Origin of the sequence: Kitasatospora sp. NPDC008115 (assembly GCF_042957205.1) — a bacterium.
Classification (GTDB): Bacteria; Actinomycetota; Actinomycetes; order Streptomycetales; family Streptomycetaceae; genus Kitasatospora.
This window is the reverse complement of sequence record NZ_JBIBHU010000029.1, coordinates 1-14,909: the sequence shown is the minus strand read 5'-3', so window position 1 is coordinate 14,909 and position 14,909 is coordinate 1. Positions and strand designations below refer to the sequence as shown.

General features: G+C 73.8%; 11 protein-coding genes. 5 read left to right on the top strand and 6 right to left on the bottom strand.

Going from position 1 to position 14,909, the window contains the following annotated elements; all coding sequences use genetic code 11:
- Window positions 1-127 precede the first annotated feature (127 nt).
- Entirely contained in the window at window positions 128-1,291 is a 1,164-nt protein-coding gene (locus ACFZBX_RS29885; protein WP_391536937.1) for an FHA domain-containing protein, read from the top strand.
- 31 nt (window positions 1,292-1,322) lie between these two features.
- Entirely contained in the window at window positions 1,323-1,715 is a 393-nt protein-coding gene (locus ACFZBX_RS29880; protein WP_391536936.1) for a hypothetical protein, read from the top strand.
- A 17-nt stretch (window positions 1,716-1,732) separates the two neighbouring features.
- On the opposite strand, the gene ACFZBX_RS29875 is transcribed toward ACFZBX_RS29880, so the two are convergent.
- The 6 genes from ACFZBX_RS29875 to ACFZBX_RS29850 all read right to left on the bottom strand — a co-directional run bounded on the left by ACFZBX_RS29875 (window position 1,733) and on the right by ACFZBX_RS29850 (window position 8,434).
- Entirely contained in the window at window positions 1,733-2,416 is a 684-nt protein-coding gene (locus tag ACFZBX_RS29875; protein ID WP_391536935.1) for a pyridoxamine 5'-phosphate oxidase family protein, read from the bottom strand.
- A gap of 107 nt (window positions 2,417-2,523) precedes the next feature.
- Window positions 2,524-2,865: a hypothetical protein gene (locus ACFZBX_RS29870; protein WP_391536934.1), complete on the bottom strand. Its 342-nt coding sequence runs from the start codon at window positions 2,863-2,865 to the stop codon at window positions 2,524-2,526.
- 300 nt (window positions 2,866-3,165) lie between these two features.
- The gene (locus tag ACFZBX_RS29865; protein WP_391536933.1) at window positions 3,166-4,395 is read right to left on the bottom strand and encodes a PP2C family protein-serine/threonine phosphatase; all 1,230 of its coding nucleotides are present in this window, start codon (window positions 4,393-4,395) and stop codon (window positions 3,166-3,168) included.
- Window positions 4,396-4,469: 74 nt separating this feature from the next.
- Window positions 4,470-5,087 (bottom strand): DUF1707 domain-containing protein, encoded by a 618-nt coding sequence (locus ACFZBX_RS29860; protein WP_391536932.1) that lies wholly within the window; start codon window positions 5,085-5,087, stop codon window positions 4,470-4,472.
- Between the two features lie 98 nt (window positions 5,088-5,185).
- Entirely contained in the window at window positions 5,186-6,445 is a 1,260-nt protein-coding gene (locus ACFZBX_RS29855) for an MFS transporter (protein ID WP_391537015.1), read from the bottom strand.
- Between the two features lie 171 nt (window positions 6,446-6,616).
- Window positions 6,617-8,434 (bottom strand): CocE/NonD family hydrolase, encoded by a 1,818-nt coding sequence (locus tag ACFZBX_RS29850; RefSeq protein ID WP_391536931.1) that lies wholly within the window; start codon window positions 8,432-8,434, stop codon window positions 6,617-6,619.
- Window positions 8,435-8,751: 317 nt separating this feature from the next.
- Here ACFZBX_RS29850 and ACFZBX_RS29845 point away from each other — a divergent pair, with 317 nt between their 5' ends.
- The 3 genes from ACFZBX_RS29845 (at window position 8,752) to pflB (ending at window position 14,765) form a co-directional block, all read left to right on the top strand.
- On the top strand, window positions 8,752-9,627 hold the full coding sequence (locus ACFZBX_RS29845; RefSeq protein WP_391536930.1) for a universal stress protein: 876 nt from the start codon (window positions 8,752-8,754) through the stop codon (window positions 9,625-9,627).
- Between the two features lie 173 nt (window positions 9,628-9,800).
- Window positions 9,801-12,461: a bifunctional acetaldehyde-CoA/alcohol dehydrogenase gene (adhE, locus tag ACFZBX_RS29840; RefSeq protein ID WP_391536929.1), complete on the top strand. Its 2,661-nt coding sequence runs from the start codon at window positions 9,801-9,803 to the stop codon at window positions 12,459-12,461.
- 27 nt (window positions 12,462-12,488) lie between these two features.
- Window positions 12,489-14,765: a formate C-acetyltransferase gene (pflB, locus tag ACFZBX_RS29835; protein WP_391536928.1), complete on the top strand. Its 2,277-nt coding sequence runs from the start codon at window positions 12,489-12,491 to the stop codon at window positions 14,763-14,765.
- The last annotated feature ends 144 nt before the right edge of the window (window positions 14,766-14,909 follow it).

The window sequence follows — 14,909 nt, the reverse complement described above, 5'->3', positions numbered from 1 at the left end:
TGTGCTCCGGGCCCGAAGTGGCCTTTACTGGAAGTGAACGCATTCGAGCCGGCGGGCGGCGAAGCGTTTCACCGCCCCCGGCGGCCCACCGGTTCCAGCCGGTCGCACCCCGGTAGGAGGTCGCGCCATGAGCCCGCCCTCACAGGATCAGGCCTTACCCCGGCTGGTCGTCGACGGCCCGGACCGGGTCCGCGGCCAGGTGTTCCGACTCGACGACAAACCGCTCCTGGTCGGCCGGGACTCCACCTGTCGGCTCCAGCTGGTGCACCCGCTGCTCAGCCGCCGCCACGCCGTGGTCTGGTGGGCGGGCGGGCACACCACCGTCGAGGACCTGAGCTCCACCAACGGCACCCGGCTGAACGGCCACCGGGTGCACGGCCAGCGGATCCTCCGCGACGGGGACGTCCTGAGCTTCGGCCCGCTGGAGGCGCACTACGAGGAGCCGGCGGAGGCGGTGACCGAGATCGCCGGCGCGGACGACTCCGACTCGGACGCCTCCGACGAGGGGACGGAGCCGCCCACGGTCGTCACGGGCGAGCGGCCGCCCGCCCCCCGGCACGGCGGTGAGGGCGTGCCGGAGCCCGAGCCGGTGGCGGCGCTGGCCGAGACGGCCCCGCAGGAGCAGGCCCGGCAGGAGCAGGCCCCGCAGGAGCCGGCCCGTCCGCCGGAGACGCCTCCCGAGCCGGTCTGGCCCGGCCCCGCCCCGTCGAGGCCGTTCGCCGGGCCTTCCGCGCACCGCGCGCCGGAACCCCCGGCCGCGCCGCCCCGGCCGGACGCACCGCCGCCGGGCGCGCCGCGGCACGGGGACGACCGCCGGTTCGACGTCGGACGGCAGGGGGCGGCCGGGAACCTCAGCAACGTCGCCGGGAACCAGTACAACGCGTCGCCGCACTTCGACGTCGGCAACCAGGCGGCCAAGGAGAACCTCAACAACATCGGCCGGGACCAGGTCAACAACTTCTTCCAGAACGACCACATCCAGCTGGCCCGCCGCGAGACGTTCTTCCGCAAGATCGCCGCCGCCCGGACCACGGCCCGGCACCTGCTGGTCACCGGTCTCGTGCTCGCCCTGCTCGGCAGTGCCTTCCTCGGCTGGGAGGGCTCCTACCCGGAGGTGCTCGGCGAACGGATCCAGGGCATCGCGCACAACGCCAGCATCGTGCTCGGGGTGACCGGCGCGGCGCTGCTGCTGATCGGCGGAGCGATGCTGATCCGCAGCGTGGTCCGCCAGCGCCGGTACGAGAGGGACGAGGAGAACCGGCTCAACCCGGGCCCGTCGCCGTCCGGCTGAGGCGGCCCGGGTCCCCGGCGAAGGGACCGTCATGGTCTTCAACATCGGCAGTCAGCAGGGCGGCGTCGTCAACAACGTCGCCGGGAACCAGACCGTCCACGGCGGCCAGACCGGCCATCTCACGGCGGACGGACGGGATGTGCGGGACCTGGTCGGCGACCTCCGCACGGCCGTCGAGCAGGCCCCGCTGCCACCGGCCGTGACCCCCGAGGTCCGCTCGGAGCTCGACGCGGTGGAGACGGAGGTCGCCCGGCCCGAGCCGGACCGCGAGGCGGTGGCGGGCCGTCTCACCCGGGTCACCCGGATGCTCAGCTCGGCCGGCGCCCTGGTGACGGCCGGCACCGCGCTGATCGGACCACTTTCGGCGCTGGCCGGCTGGCTCGGCACCCTGGGCCGCCCGATCCTCCAGGCGATCGGCGTCTGACCCGCGCCCCGGCGGGCTCAGCCGGCGCCGAGGCGGCGGCCGGTCACCTCGTCCGGGGTGATCCGCACCCACAGCGGACGGTCGCCGCCCACCCACGGCGTCGCGCCGGGAAGCCCGGCCAGCCGCCGCTCCTGCTCGGCGTCGTCGACGTGGTGCGCCGAGCCCAGCATCAGCACGCTCCAGCCCTCGCTCAGCCGGTCGTCGATGTGGTCGGCCTGGAAGGAGACGGGCGAGCCGTCCGCCGCCGCGGCGGCGCTGCGGGGCGAGGTGTGGTAAACGATCGTCCGGCCGTCGACCGCGTAGTTCACCGGGTAGACGGTGGGCGCCGGCGTGCCGGGCAGGCCCACCCGGCCGACCCCGTGGGTGCCCATCAGGAGCCAGCACTCCGGCTCGGAGAGCGGAACCAGCAGGGGGCGCGGGGTTCCCGGCGGGGGCTGCCTCTGCCCCGGCGGGGCGTCCGTGCGGCCCTCCAGGAGTTCCGCCCAGGTCATCTGCAGCGCGGCCGCGATCCGGACGAAGCCGGCCGGGTCGAAGGCCGGGCCCGCCTCCAGCAGGTGCCGGAAGTAGGCGGGCGACATGGCCGCCTGATGGGCCAGGGCCCGGTCGTCCAGACCGAGCTGGTCACGGTGCTCGGCGATCCGGCGGGCCACCTCGGCGGCGTCCGCCCGCCGGACGGTGTCCAGGTCGGGGGTGCGGTTCATGCTCGCAGGATCCCCGCTCCCGGCACGGTCGGCGAGGCGCCTGGGCCGTTCGGCCCTGCGCCTCGCCGGGATGCCGCGCATGCTCTGGCCGCGGGCTGCTCCGAGGGCTACGCCACGAGGACGAGGGAGTTGATCGGCGTGTAGTCGATCGGCTCGTACTCGCCCGTGGCGCGGTACACGGGCGAACAGTTGGTGCCGTTGTACCCCGTGCACTCCCGGAAGCCCGCACCGCCGGTCTGGTTGTTGACGACCACGCGGAAACCGGTGACGTTGTCGAGGTTGTGGGCGCCGTAGCTGTAGAAGATGTTCTTGTTCAGGATGTCGCCGTTCGTCTCGCGGATACAGACCGCTCCGCTCGGGCAGGCCGTCGCCGCCGAGGCGCCGGGGGCCGCGGCGAGCCCCGCCCCCACGAGCGACAGGGCCGTCAGGGCCATCGCGATTTTGCGCATGCGTCTTCCTCATCTCTACTCGGACGGTTTCCGGTGGCACCGGTGCCCGCTCGCACCCGTCCGACCGCCCGGGCGGCGATGGCCCGGGGAAGCGTCGGAACGGCGGTCGGCACCCTCGGCGCGACGAGGGGAGTCCAGTCAGCGTGGCAGCCGTATGAACACGCACAGCCTTACATTTGGCATGTACGCGCACAAGCAGGCGGGCGGGGATGGCCGGTACGCCACCCCCGCTGGCCGGGCGGCACGCCTTGACCCCGCCGTCCGGACGTTCCACAGGCGGCTCGAACGCCGGTGGCCGGACTACGAGGACCAGGGCCCGGAGCGGTCGGCGGGCCGGCCGGGCCGGTGCGGGTGCCACTCCGCCAGCAGGATCGTGGCGTCGTCCCGCAGCCGGTGGTCCTGGTGCGTGACCAGGGCGTGGATCAGCTGGCGCAGCGCCTCGGGGGCGGGCTCGCCGCCGGCCATGTGCTGGACCAGGGTGTCGGCGAGGCGGCGTTCCCCGAAGAGCTCACCGGAGACCGAGCGGGCCTCGGTGACCCCGTCGGTGTGGACCAGGACCCGGTCGCCGGGCTGGAGCCTGGCGTGGTGCACGGGCTGCGGCCCGCGCTCGTGGAAACCGAGCCCGAGCGGCAGCTCGGCGGGGCGCAGCAGGGCGTCCGGGACGATGCGGCGGCCCCGGACCAGCAGTGGCGGCGGGTGGCCGCAGTTGACCCAGGACAGCTCGCCGGTGGCCGTGTCGAGGTCGGCGACCACAGCCGTCAGCAGCCGGTCCGGGATCCACCGGGCGAGCGTGCGGTCGATCGCGTGGACGATGTCGGCCAGGCCGCCGCCGGCCCGCCGGGTGGAGCGGCAGGCGGCCAGCGCGACCGAGCTGGCGCCGCCGGAGGCGAGGTCGTGGCCCATCGCGTCGAACACCGACACATGCAGGTGCCCGCGCGCCACCGAGTGGTCGAAGGCGTCCCCGCCCACGTCGTAGGCCGGCTCCAGGACGGCGCTGGAGGTGACGTCGCGGGTGCCGATGGTGCGGGGCGGCAGGAACGCCCAGAGCAGTTCGGCCTGGAGGCTCATCCGGCGCCTGCGCCCGACCTCGACGATGAGGTCGCTGTACGCGCTCTTCGACGCCGCCAGCAGGGCGACGAGCGAGGCGAGCGCCTCGAAGCGGGCGATCGCGCCCTCGTCCCGGCCTCCGCCGTCGATCCGCAGGACGCCGATCCGCTCGACCCCGTCGACCAGCGGGTACCAGCCGACCGGAGGCGCCCCGCTGGAGAGCTGGGTCCGCCGCAAGCGGTAGGCGCGGCCGCCGAGCGTCCCTTCGATGTCGGTCTCGCCCACGGGCTCGCCGTCCCCGGGCCCGGGCAGCGGCACGAGGTGGCGCTGCTGGACATCGGCGAGGAGGATCCCCGCCCCGTCCGCGCCCAGCCCGCGGGCCGCCTCCCGCACCAGCCCGGGCAGCTCCGCCGGCCCGTGCGCCCGCGAATGGGCGAGCAGCCGGGCCAGCACACCGCCCAGTACCGCATCGTCACCGTTCACCGCCGCTCACCTCCCGTCGGATCGGCGCCTACCCGGTTGCGGCCCGATCCTGCGGGCGGACATGACGGTTGTGGTCAGCCCCGCAGCGGGTTTCCGTCCAGCTTGCGCCGTTCCCAGCGGCCGGGGTGGCGGATCACCACTCCGCCCACGCCGCCGGAGCCGGTGAGCCGGATCAACGGGGTTCCCGGGAGCCGGTCGGGGGTGGTCCCGACCTTCAGCCCGCCGAGGCCGGGGTCCATGCCGCCGGTCTCCGCCGCCCAGCCGTCGGGGATGACGATCGTGACACCGGAGGTCTCCCCGTAGGCCTCCACCACGACCTCAGGGCGGTGGCACTCGACCCGGGTGAAGTCGATCTTCACTCCCCCCATGCCGCCGTGCGCGATCACCCGCGCGGGAACCTCCCAGCGCCCGGGGCCCCGGGACACACCGAACACGCCGCCCTTGAGCACCAGCGGCGGCAGGCTCGCCGGCAGGCCCGGCCCCGGCAGGTCGGCGGTCAGCACGGCCGGCTCGGCGCGCGTCCTGGCCCTCAGCGCCCGCTCCAGGCGCTCATCCAGCTCTTCGAGGTCGATGCGCCCCTCGGCCGCCGCGTCGCGCAGCCGATCCACCGCGGCTTCCCGTTCGCCGTGGGAGGCGCGGAGCCCGCCGGACGGGTCGGGGCGCGGAGGGAGTTCCGGAGGCGGGATCGTCATGGCCACCAGGACAGGCAACCGCCCCGCGCACCCGGTTTCCGGTCCGGAGTTGACGAAGGAACAGCACGCCCACCCGCCGGGCACCGCGCGGCCGCCGGTCAGCGGGGCCTGGCGGTGGCGGCGATGGCGGGCAGGACGGCCAGCGCGAGCAGGCCACCGGCGAGGGAGAGGACGGCGTAGCCGGCGGCGGAGACGACGACGCCGGAGGCGAGTCCGCCGGTCGCGCCGGCGATCGCGATGGCGACGTCGACCGTGCCCTGGGTCCTCGCCCGGGTGGCGAGGGGCGCGGCGTCGGTGATCATCGCGGTGCCGGAGACCAGTCCGAGGTTCCAGCCGAGGCCGAGCAGGGCGAGCGCGAGCGCGAGGAGGGCGACGGAGTCGGCGGGCGCCGCGGCGGCGACCAGACCGGCCGCGAGGAGGGTGAGGCCGGAGCCGGCGGCGACCGCGGTGGGGCCGTGCCGGTCGACGAGCCAGCCGGTCAGCGGCGAGGGCAGGTACATCGCGCCGACGTGGACGGCGATGACGAGGCCGGAGGCGGCCGTACCGTGGCCGTGGTCGTGCATGTGGACGGGCGTCATCGTCATGATCGCGACCATGACGAGCTGGGTCAGGATCATCGTCACCGCGCCCAGCAGCAGCGTCGGACGGCGCACCCGGTCCGGCCCGGTGGCGGCCGTCGCGGCGTCCCCCGCGCCCTGCCGCTCCGAGCGCTGCAACTCGCGGGCGAGCAGCAGCGGGTCGGGGCGCAGCCAGCCGGCCAGGACCAGGGCGGCCAGGGCGTAGGCGGCGCCGGCGAGCAGGAACGGTCCGGCGAGCGCGGGGAGGCCGAGGTGCTCGGCGAGGTCGCCGGTGGGGGCGGCGAGGTTGGGGCCGACGACGCCGCCGAGGGTGGTGGCGACCAGGACGGTGGAGACGGCCCGGGCGCGGTGGGCGGGTGCGGCGAGGTCCGCGCCGGCGTAGCGGGCCTGGAGGTTGGTGGCCGTGCCGGCGCCGTAGACGAACAGGGCGACGAACAGCAGCACGGGGTTGTCGAGGGCGGCGGCGGCGATGACGCCGGCGCTGCCGAGCGCGCCGGCCAGATAGCCCGCGGCCAGGCCCGGCCGGCGGCCCCTGGCCTGGGAGATGCGGCCGACCGCGACGGCGGCGAGGGCCGATCCGGCGGTGAACAGCGCGCTGGGCAGCCCGGCGAGGCCGGTGGAGCCGAGCATGTCCTGGGCGAGCAGGGCTCCGACGGTGATGCCGGCGGCCAGGCCGGCCCCGCTGAGGATCTGGCCGGCGACCAGCACGGTGAGGGCGCGGCGCTGCGCCTGGGCGCGGGTGGGTGTGCCGGCGGTGGCGGCGGGGCCGGTGGTGCTGATCACGGGGTGGTTCTGCTTTCGGGCGGGACGGTGGGGGCCGCTGACCGGCGAGGTCGGTGTCGCCGGCAGCAGCCCCCACCGTAGGTCGCCCGCGGAGCGGAGCGCCACGGCAGTGGATCATGACCTATGGAGGTATAAGCAGCCGCTATGGGCCAGGACGGGCACCCCGGCTCAGCCGAGCGGCAGCTCCAGGGCGGCCTCCTGTCCCGTCTGCGAGCCGATGGTGGTGGTCGTGAGGACGGGGAGGTCCATGTTGGCGTACGAGTACAGCGGGTCGCGGCTGTTGACCACCAGTGCCAGGCGGTGGCCGGCCTTGAGGTCGTAGGAGGTGGCCTGGAGTCGCCAGCTCACCGACCTGTTGACGTCCGGGGTCAGGTCGGTGACGGTGTACGGCTCGTGGGTGATGATCCGCGCGGAGCCGTCCGGCGCGATGTCGAACAGGTACGCCACCAAGGTGGCGGCGTTGACGTTGCTGCGCACGGTGAGCCGGAGGGTGGCGGCGCCCCGGATCCGGCGGGCCACGCCCGTCGAGCCGGAGAGCGGGTCCGTCGTCCAGACCAGCAGCCGCGAGCGGTCGAACGCCGCCGGGTCGTAGGGCCTGGGGTTGCCGAACCACTCCTTCTGGCCGTTCTTCATGACGCCGTCCCCGGCGACGGCCTCCGTCAGGGTGCCCGCCTCGAAGTCCCGCGACCAGCCGACGGCCGGCTTGTCGGACAGCGTGCCGTCCCCGGAGCCGTTGCCGCCCGTGAGGTACCAGGACTCGCCGCCGGTGGTGAAGTCGTCCCACCGCGCGAGCGGTTCACGGCGCGCCGGGACGGTGATCAGGTTGCTGCCGCCGGGGATGGGGAGGGTCTGGTAGGTGAACATGGACTGGGCGTTCACCTCCGTCCAGTCCGGCACGCCGTTGTCGGCGTCGAGCAGGTGGTGGTCCAGCCACTCGTAGGCCTCCCGCATCGGCACCCGCAGGCCCGGGAACGGCAGACCGCTCACGATGCCGGTCAGGCCGGGGCCCTCGGGCGCGCCGTGGTCACCGATCCACAGGTTCAGCCGCTTCGGCACGGTCAGCCGCCGGAAGGTCTCGATCACCGGGCCGACCGGGAAGAGGGTCTCGTGCCAGGTGTTGGAGATGAAGGTCGGGATGCCCCGGGCGTTGGTGCGGTCCACGTAGGTCTGCGGGGAGCGCTTGGTGCCCCACTCGACCACGGCGTCCATGTTCCGGCCGGCCAGGAAGTCCTTGAGGATGCCCTGGGTCTCCTCGTCGAACTTCTCCTCCATCGGGCCGCCGGTGAAGTCGATCAGCAGCCGGACCGCCTCCAGGTGCCGGGTGCCGTTGTCGTAGAGGCTGGTGGCGAGATTGCCCCAGGTGCTGCCCGCGACGACGGCGGAGACGCGGTCCTGCGGGTCGTGCGCGGCCACCAACTGGCTGATCCCGGAGCCGTAGGAGAGACCGAGGAAGCCGATCCGGGAGGGGCTGAAGTACTCCTCCGCGTAGTCGATCACGGCCGAGCCGTCACGCCAGTCGTTCTCACCGGCGACGTCGATGAAGCCCTCGGAGGTGGACACCCACCCCGGCTTGCCGATGCCGCGCGGCGAGTAGGCCAGCACGTGGTAGCCGCGCCGGGCGAGGGTGAGGTAGGCGAACAGGAAGGGCAGCCACCCGTACGGGTTCCAGCCGGCGGGCACGATCACGACCGGGTGCGGGGCGCCGTCGTTCAGCCTGATGGTGAGCGCGGACAGCCGGACGTCGCCGAACCCGGTGACCGCGGTGACGTCGACCGTGCTGGCCTGCCGGACCTCGGCCACCAACTCGGCGAGCTCCGCGGGCAGTTCGACGTCAGGCTCGCCCCGGAGGGCCGCCAGCAGTGCCCGCGCCAGGTCGGCGACGGACTCGCTGGGGGTGAGGCCGGGGCCCCAGATGCCGTTCGTCGCGATGTCGATGAGCGTCGCGTCGGTGATCGACGCGATCGGGTCCCCACTGGCAGTGGTCATACGAGTCGTCCTCTCCGTAACGGAGGTCGCCCGAGCGGGCGCCACCCGGCATCCTGATCAACCACGGTCAAACGAAACGGACTTGACGCTTAGGTTCACTCGAAAGGGTTCATTGGCACACGGCGAGTTGACGCTCGCCGGACCGGCACCCGCATCGGCCGCCCCGGGCCGGAAGGACGCCCCCATCCGGGACCTTCGGCGCCCGGATGGGGCTGCTCGGACCCTGGGACCGGGCACCCGGCCGGCGCGACGCTGGTCACCGGAAGGGACCGCGCGCACCGGCGTCGCGGACCGCCGAGGACCGGGAGGTCGCTGACATGGCGCACAACGTGACGGTGGGGATCGACGGTTCGGCGCCCAGCGCGGCGGCGGCCGAGTGGGCCGCCCAGGAGGCCCGTCGCCGGGGGCTCGCCCTGCGGATGATCCACGTGGCCGGGACGGAGGCGGACGCGCTGGAGCGCGACCTCGGCGGCGGGACGGCGCTGCCCGGCCGGGTGGCCGACCTCTGCGACGGGATCGCCGCCGCGCTGCCCGATCTGGACGTCACCTGCGAGGTCCAACCCGGCCACCCGGCCTACACTCTGGCCGCCGCGAGCGGGCGCGCCGAGCTGCTGGTCCTCGGCTCGCGCGGCCTCGGCGGCTTCACCGGGCTGCTGGTCGGCTCGGTCGGGCTGCGCACCGCCGCCCGGTCGCAGTGCCCCGTCGTCCTGGTCCGCGCCGCAGCCGGGCCGGCCGACCGCATGCCCGGCGACACCCGGGTGGGCGACGTCGTGGTGGGCGTGGAGAGCGACCAACCCTGCGACGCCGTCCTGGAGTTCGCCTTTCAGCAGGCCGCCGACCGGGGCACCGGCCTGCGGGCGGTGGAGAGCCGGACCACCACCCACGACGCCTACGCCACCCGGGCGCCGGTCGAGCAGGCGGAGATCCGGGAGGCGATGGCCGCCGCCGAGCAGCTGCGCCTGGAGGACGCGCTGGCACGCTGGCGGGAGAAGTACCCCGAGGTCCGGGCCGAGGCCGAGGTGTGCCCCTGGGGCGCGGGCCGGGCGCTGGTGGAGGCCTCGCACGGCGCCTGCCTGGTGGTGCTCGGCCGGCGGACCGCCAGGCACCCGCTGGCCGGCCCGCACCTCGGGCCGGTGGTCCAGTCGGTACTGCACCACGCGCACGCCCCGGTCGCGGTCGTCCCGCACGGCTGAGCCCGCCCGGCCCGAACCACCCGGACGGGACCAACCACCCGCCGCGGCAGGGACCTTCGGACCCCGGACAAGGTCCCAATGGGCGGATGCCCCGCCGGTCCCCGAGCAAGGAACCTTGAATCGAAGGCGCCCACGGCGCCGGTGTCGGACGATGACCCGAAAGGCAGTCCCGCATGTCGACCAGCCCGAAGCACGACGAGAAGCCGTCGCCCGCCGGCGCCCTTCCCGCCCCGTCCGACGCCCCGTCCGACGCCGTCGACCACTTGGTCGCCGCCGCCCTCACCGCGCTCGACGCGTACGGCTCCTTCACCCAGGAGCAGGTCGACCACATCGTCAGGAAGGCGTCGCTGGCGGCGCTCGCCGAGCACACCGGGCTCGCGGCGCTGGCGGTGGAGGAGACCGGGCGGGGCCTGTTCGAGGACAAGGCCGTCAAGAACGTCTTCGCCTGCGAGAACGTCACCCATGTGATGGCCCGGACGAAGACCGTCGGGGTGGTGCGCCGGGACGAGATCGACGGCATCGTGGAGATCGCCGAGCCGGTCGGCGTGGTCGCGGGCATCACCCCGGTCACCAACCCCACCTCCACCACGATCTTCAAGGCGCTGCTCGCGCTGAAGACCCGCAACCCGATCGTCTTCGCCTTCCACCCGGCGGCGCAGCGCTGTTCGGCCGAGGCGGCCCGGATCGTGCGCGACGCGGCGGTGGCGGCCGGGGCGCCGGCGCACTGCGTCCAGTGGATCGAGGAGCCGTCGATGGCGGCCACCGACGCGCTGATGCGCCACCCGGGCGTGGCGACGATCCTCGCCACCGGCGGCAACGGGATGGTGCGGGCCGCGTACAGCTGCGGCAAGCCCGCGCTGGGCGTCGGCGCCGGGAACGTGCCGGCGTACGTCGAGCGCAGCGCGGACCTGCGGCGGGCGGTGAACGACATCGTGCTGTCGAAGACCTTCGACAACGGCATGATCTGCGCCTCCGAGCAGGCGGTGATCCTGGACGCGGAGATCCGCGACGCCGCGCTCGCGGAGTTCCGCACGCTGAAGGCGCACCACGCGAGCGCCGAGGAGAAGGCGCTGCTGGAGCGGCACCTGTTCGGCGTGGGCGACGGCGTCTCGTGCGCGGGCGCGAAGCTGAACGCCGAGGTGGTGGGCCGCACCGCCGCCGAGGTCGCGGCGGCGGCCGGCTTCGAGGTGCCGGCCGACACCTCGGTGATCCTGGCCGACTGCGAGCGGGTCGGGCCGGCCGAGCCGCTCACCCGGGAGAAGCTCTGCCCGGTGCTCGCCGTGCTGACCGCGGGCTCCCGCCGGGAGGGCGTCGAACTGGCCGCCGCCATGGTGGAGTTCGACGGCCTCGGGCACTCGGCAGCGGTGCACACCGAGGACGCGGCGTTCACCGAGGAGTTCGGGCACGCCGTCAAGGCCTGCCGGATCATCTGGAACGCGCCCAGCTCGCAGGGCGGCATCGGCGACGTCTACAACGCGTTCACGCCCTCGCTGACCCTGGGTTGCGGCAGCTACGGGCACAACTCGGTGGCGGGCAACGTCTCGGCCCTGAACCTGGTGAACATCAAGCGGATCGGGCGGCGCAACACCAACATGCAGTGGTTCAAGGTCCCGCCGAAGATCTTCTTCGAGCGCAACTCCGTCAAGTACCTGGCGAGCATGCCGAACGCGCGGCGGATCGTGGTGGTCACCGACCACACCATGGTGGCGATCGGCCACCTGGAGCGGATCCGGGGCGTGCTGGACCGGCGCCGGGAGCCGGTGGAGGTGCGGGTCGTCGACTACGTCGAGCCCAACCCGAGCATCGACACGGTGCGCCGGGGCGCGGAGCTGATGCGGGAGTTCGAGCCGGACACCCTCATCGCGCTGGGCGGCGGCTCGCCGATGGACGCGGCCAAGGTGATGTGGCTGATGTACGAGCACCCGGAGGTGGAGTTCGCGGACCTCAAGGAGAAGTTCTTCGACATCCGCAAGCGCGCCTTCACCTTCCCGGACCTGGGCGAGAAGGCCAAGTTGGTGTGCATCCCGACCACGTCGGGCACCGGCAGCGAGGTGACCCCCTTCGCGGTGATCACCGACACCGCGACCGGCCAGAAGTACCCGCTGGCGGACTACGCGCTCACTCCGACCGTGGCCATCGTCGACCCGGCGCTCACCACCCGGCTGCCGGCCGACGTGACCGCCGACACCGGGTTCGACGCCCTCACCCACTGCATCGAGACCTATGTCTCGGTCTACGCCAACGACTTCACCGACGGCCTGGCGCTCCAGGGCGTCCGGCTGGTCTTCGAGAACCTGGAGCGGGCGGTGACCGCCGGCCCGGACGACCCGCAGGCCCGGGAACGGATGCACAACGCCGGGACGATCGCCGGCATGGCCTTCGGCTCGGCCTTCCTGGGCGCCGTGCACGCCATGGCGCACACCCTGGGCGCCACCTTCCACATCGCCCACGGGCGGACCAACGCCCTGCTGCTGCCGCACGTGATCCGCTGGAACGGCTCCGCCCCGGCGAAGGTCACCGGCTGGCCCAAGTACGGCAGCTACGCGGCGCCGGAGCGCTACCAGGCGATCGCCCGGACGCTCGGCCTGCCGGCCGCCACCCCGGAGCAGGGCGTCGAGTCGCTCGCGGCGGCGGTGGAGGAACTGCGCGACCGGGTCGGCATCCCGCGCTGCTTCAAGGACGCGGGGGTCGACGAGGAGGCGTTCCTGGCGGCGCTGCCGCAGCAGGCGATGAACGCCTACGAGGACCAGTGCGCCCCCGCCAACCCCCGGCTGCCGCTGCTCGCCGACCTGCGGCGGCTGATGCGCCAGGCCTACTACGGCGACCAGGCCTGAGGGCCTCGGGAAAGGGAGACAACCGAGATGACCACCTCGCAGCAGACGCGGACCGCCCAGGCCCCGGCCGGAGCCTGGGACGGCTTCCAGGGCGGCCGCTGGCAGGACACCGTCGACGTGCGCGACTTCGTCCAGCGCAACTACACCCCCTACGAGGGCGACGCCGCCTTCCTGGCCGGCCCCACCGGGCGGACCCTCGCGGTCTGGCGGCGGATCACCGAGCGCTTCCCCGAGGAGCGCGCCAGGGGCGTGTACGACGTCGCGCACGACCTCCCCTCCACCATCACCGCCCACGCGCCCGGCTGGATCGACCGGGAACGGGAGCTGATCGTCGGCCTGCAGACCGACGCCCCGCTCAAGCGCGCGATCATGCCCAACGGCGGATGGCGGATGGTCGCCGGCGCGCTGAGGACCTACGGCTACCCGGTCGACCCGGGGCTGGAGAAGGTCTTCACCGAGTACCGCAAGACCCACAACGCCGGGGTCTTCGACGCCTACACCCCCGAGATCAGGGCCGCCCGCAAGGCCGGTGTCATCACCGGCCTGCCCGACGCCTACGGCCGCGGCCGGATCATCGGCGACTACCGCCGGGTCGCCCTCTACGGCGTGGACCGGCTGGTCGCGGCGAAGCTCGCCGAGAAGGCGGAACTGGACGCCGCCCCCACCGACCCGGCGCGCCTGGAGGAGACCATCCGCGGGCGCGAGGAGCTGGCGGAGCAGATCCGGGCGCTGGGCGAGCTGAAGGCGATGGCCTCGGCCTACGGCCACGACGTCTCCGGTCCGGCCACGACCGCCAGGGAGGCGGTCCAGTGGCTGTACTTCGCCTACCTGGCGGCGGTGAAGGAGCAGAACGGCGCGGCGATGTCGCTCGGCCGCACCTCCACCTTCCTGGACGTCTACCTGCAGCGCGACCTCACCGCGGGCCGGCTGACCGAGGAGGGGGCCCAGGAGCTGATCGACGACTTCGTCATCAAGCTGCGGATCGTCCGCTTCCTGCGCACCCCGGAGTACGACGAGCTGTTCTCCGGCGACCCGACCTGGGTCACCGAGTCGATCGGCGGCATGGGCGAGGACGGCCGCACCCTGGTCACCCGGACGTCCTTCCGCTACCTGCAGACCCTCTACAACCTCGGCCCGGCCCCCGAGCCGAACCTGACCGTCTTCTGGTCGCCGCAACTCCCCCGGGGCTTCAAGGAGTTCTGCGCCCAGGTGTCGATCGACACGTCCTCGGTGCAGTACGAGTCGGACGAGCTGATGCGCCCGCGCTTCGGCGACGACACGGCGATCGCCTGCTGCGTCTCCGCGATGGCGGTCGGCCGGCAGATGCAGTTCTTCGGCGCGCGGGTCAACCTCGCCAAGACGCTGCTCTACGCCGTCAACGGCGGCCGGGACGAGAAGTCCGGCGAGCAGGTCGGCCCCGCCACCGGCGCGATCACCTCGGAGGTGCTCGACCACGACGAGGTGTGGGCGCGCTTCGACGAGCAGTTGGAGTGGCTGGCCGGGACGTACGTCCACGCGCTCAACGTCATCCACTACATGCACGACAGGTACGCCTACGAGCGCCTGGAGATGGCGCTGCACGACCGGGACGTGCGGCGCACCATGGCCTGCGGCATCGCCGGCCTCGCGGTGGCGGCGGACTCGCTGTCGGCGATCAAGTACGCGAAGGTCACCCCGGTGCGCGACGCGACCGGGCTGGTCACCGACTACCGGATCGAGGGCGAGTACCCGGCGTACGGCAACAACGACGACCGCGCGGACGCGATCGCGGTGCGGCTGGTCGAGGAGTTCATGCGCAAGGTGCGCAAGCACCCCACCTACCGGGGCGCCGAGCACACCCAGTCGGTGCTCACCATCACCTCCAACGTGGTGTACGGCAGGAAGACCGGCAACACCCCGGACGGCCGCCGGGCCGGCGAGCCGTTCTCCCCCGGCGCCAATCCGATGAACGGCCGCGACCGCCACGGCTACGTGGCCAGCGCCCTGTCGGTCGCCAAACTCCCGTACGCGGACGCCGAGGACGGCATCTCGCTCACCCACACCGTCGCCCCGGACGCGCTGGGCCGCACGCCGCTTGAGCGGGTCGCCAACCTGGCCGGCGTGCTGGACGGCTACACGGCGGTCGGCGGCTTCCACATGAACGTCAACGTCCTGAACCGGGACACCCTGCTGGACGCCATGGCCCACCCGGAGAAGTACCCGCAGCTGACCATCCGGGTCAGCGGCTACGCGGTCAACTTCGTCCGGCTGACCCGCGAGCAGCAGCTCGACGTGGTCAACCGCACCTTCCACGACGCGCTGTAGGCCCCCGTCCGCGCCGCCGGGGCCCCCGGGCCCCCGGGGGCCCGCGGCGCCCCCCCCCACGAGGAGATACCCCCAGGACGGCCGGCTGCACTCCAGGGACCTGTCCACCCGCGGCGACGGCCCCGGCACCCGCTTCGTCGCCCT

Bases quoted from the DNA above. Each gene is read 5' to 3' on its own strand.
- ACFZBX_RS29845 (WP_391536930.1), top strand. From the start codon at position 8,752: ATGGCGCACAACGTGACGGTGGGGATCGACGGTTCGGCGCCCAGCGCG.
- ACFZBX_RS29880 (WP_391536936.1), top strand. From the start codon at position 1,323: ATGGTCTTCAACATCGGCAGTCAGCAGGGCGGCGTCGTCAACAACGTC.
- ACFZBX_RS29860 (WP_391536932.1), bottom strand. From the start codon at position 5,087: ATGACGATCCCGCCTCCGGAACTCCCTCCGCGCCCCGACCCGTCCGGC.
- ACFZBX_RS29870 (WP_391536934.1), bottom strand. From the start codon at position 2,865: ATGCGCAAAATCGCGATGGCCCTGACGGCCCTGTCGCTCGTGGGGGCG.
- ACFZBX_RS29850 (WP_391536931.1), bottom strand. From the start codon at position 8,434: ATGACCACTGCCAGTGGGGACCCGATCGCGTCGATCACCGACGCGACG.
- ACFZBX_RS29885 (WP_391536937.1), top strand. From the start codon at position 128: ATGAGCCCGCCCTCACAGGATCAGGCCTTACCCCGGCTGGTCGTCGAC.
- ACFZBX_RS29875 (WP_391536935.1), bottom strand. From the start codon at position 2,416: ATGAACCGCACCCCCGACCTGGACACCGTCCGGCGGGCGGACGCCGCC.
- pflB (WP_391536928.1), top strand. From the start codon at position 12,489: ATGACCACCTCGCAGCAGACGCGGACCGCCCAGGCCCCGGCCGGAGCC.
- adhE (WP_391536929.1), top strand. From the start codon at position 9,801: ATGTCGACCAGCCCGAAGCACGACGAGAAGCCGTCGCCCGCCGGCGCC.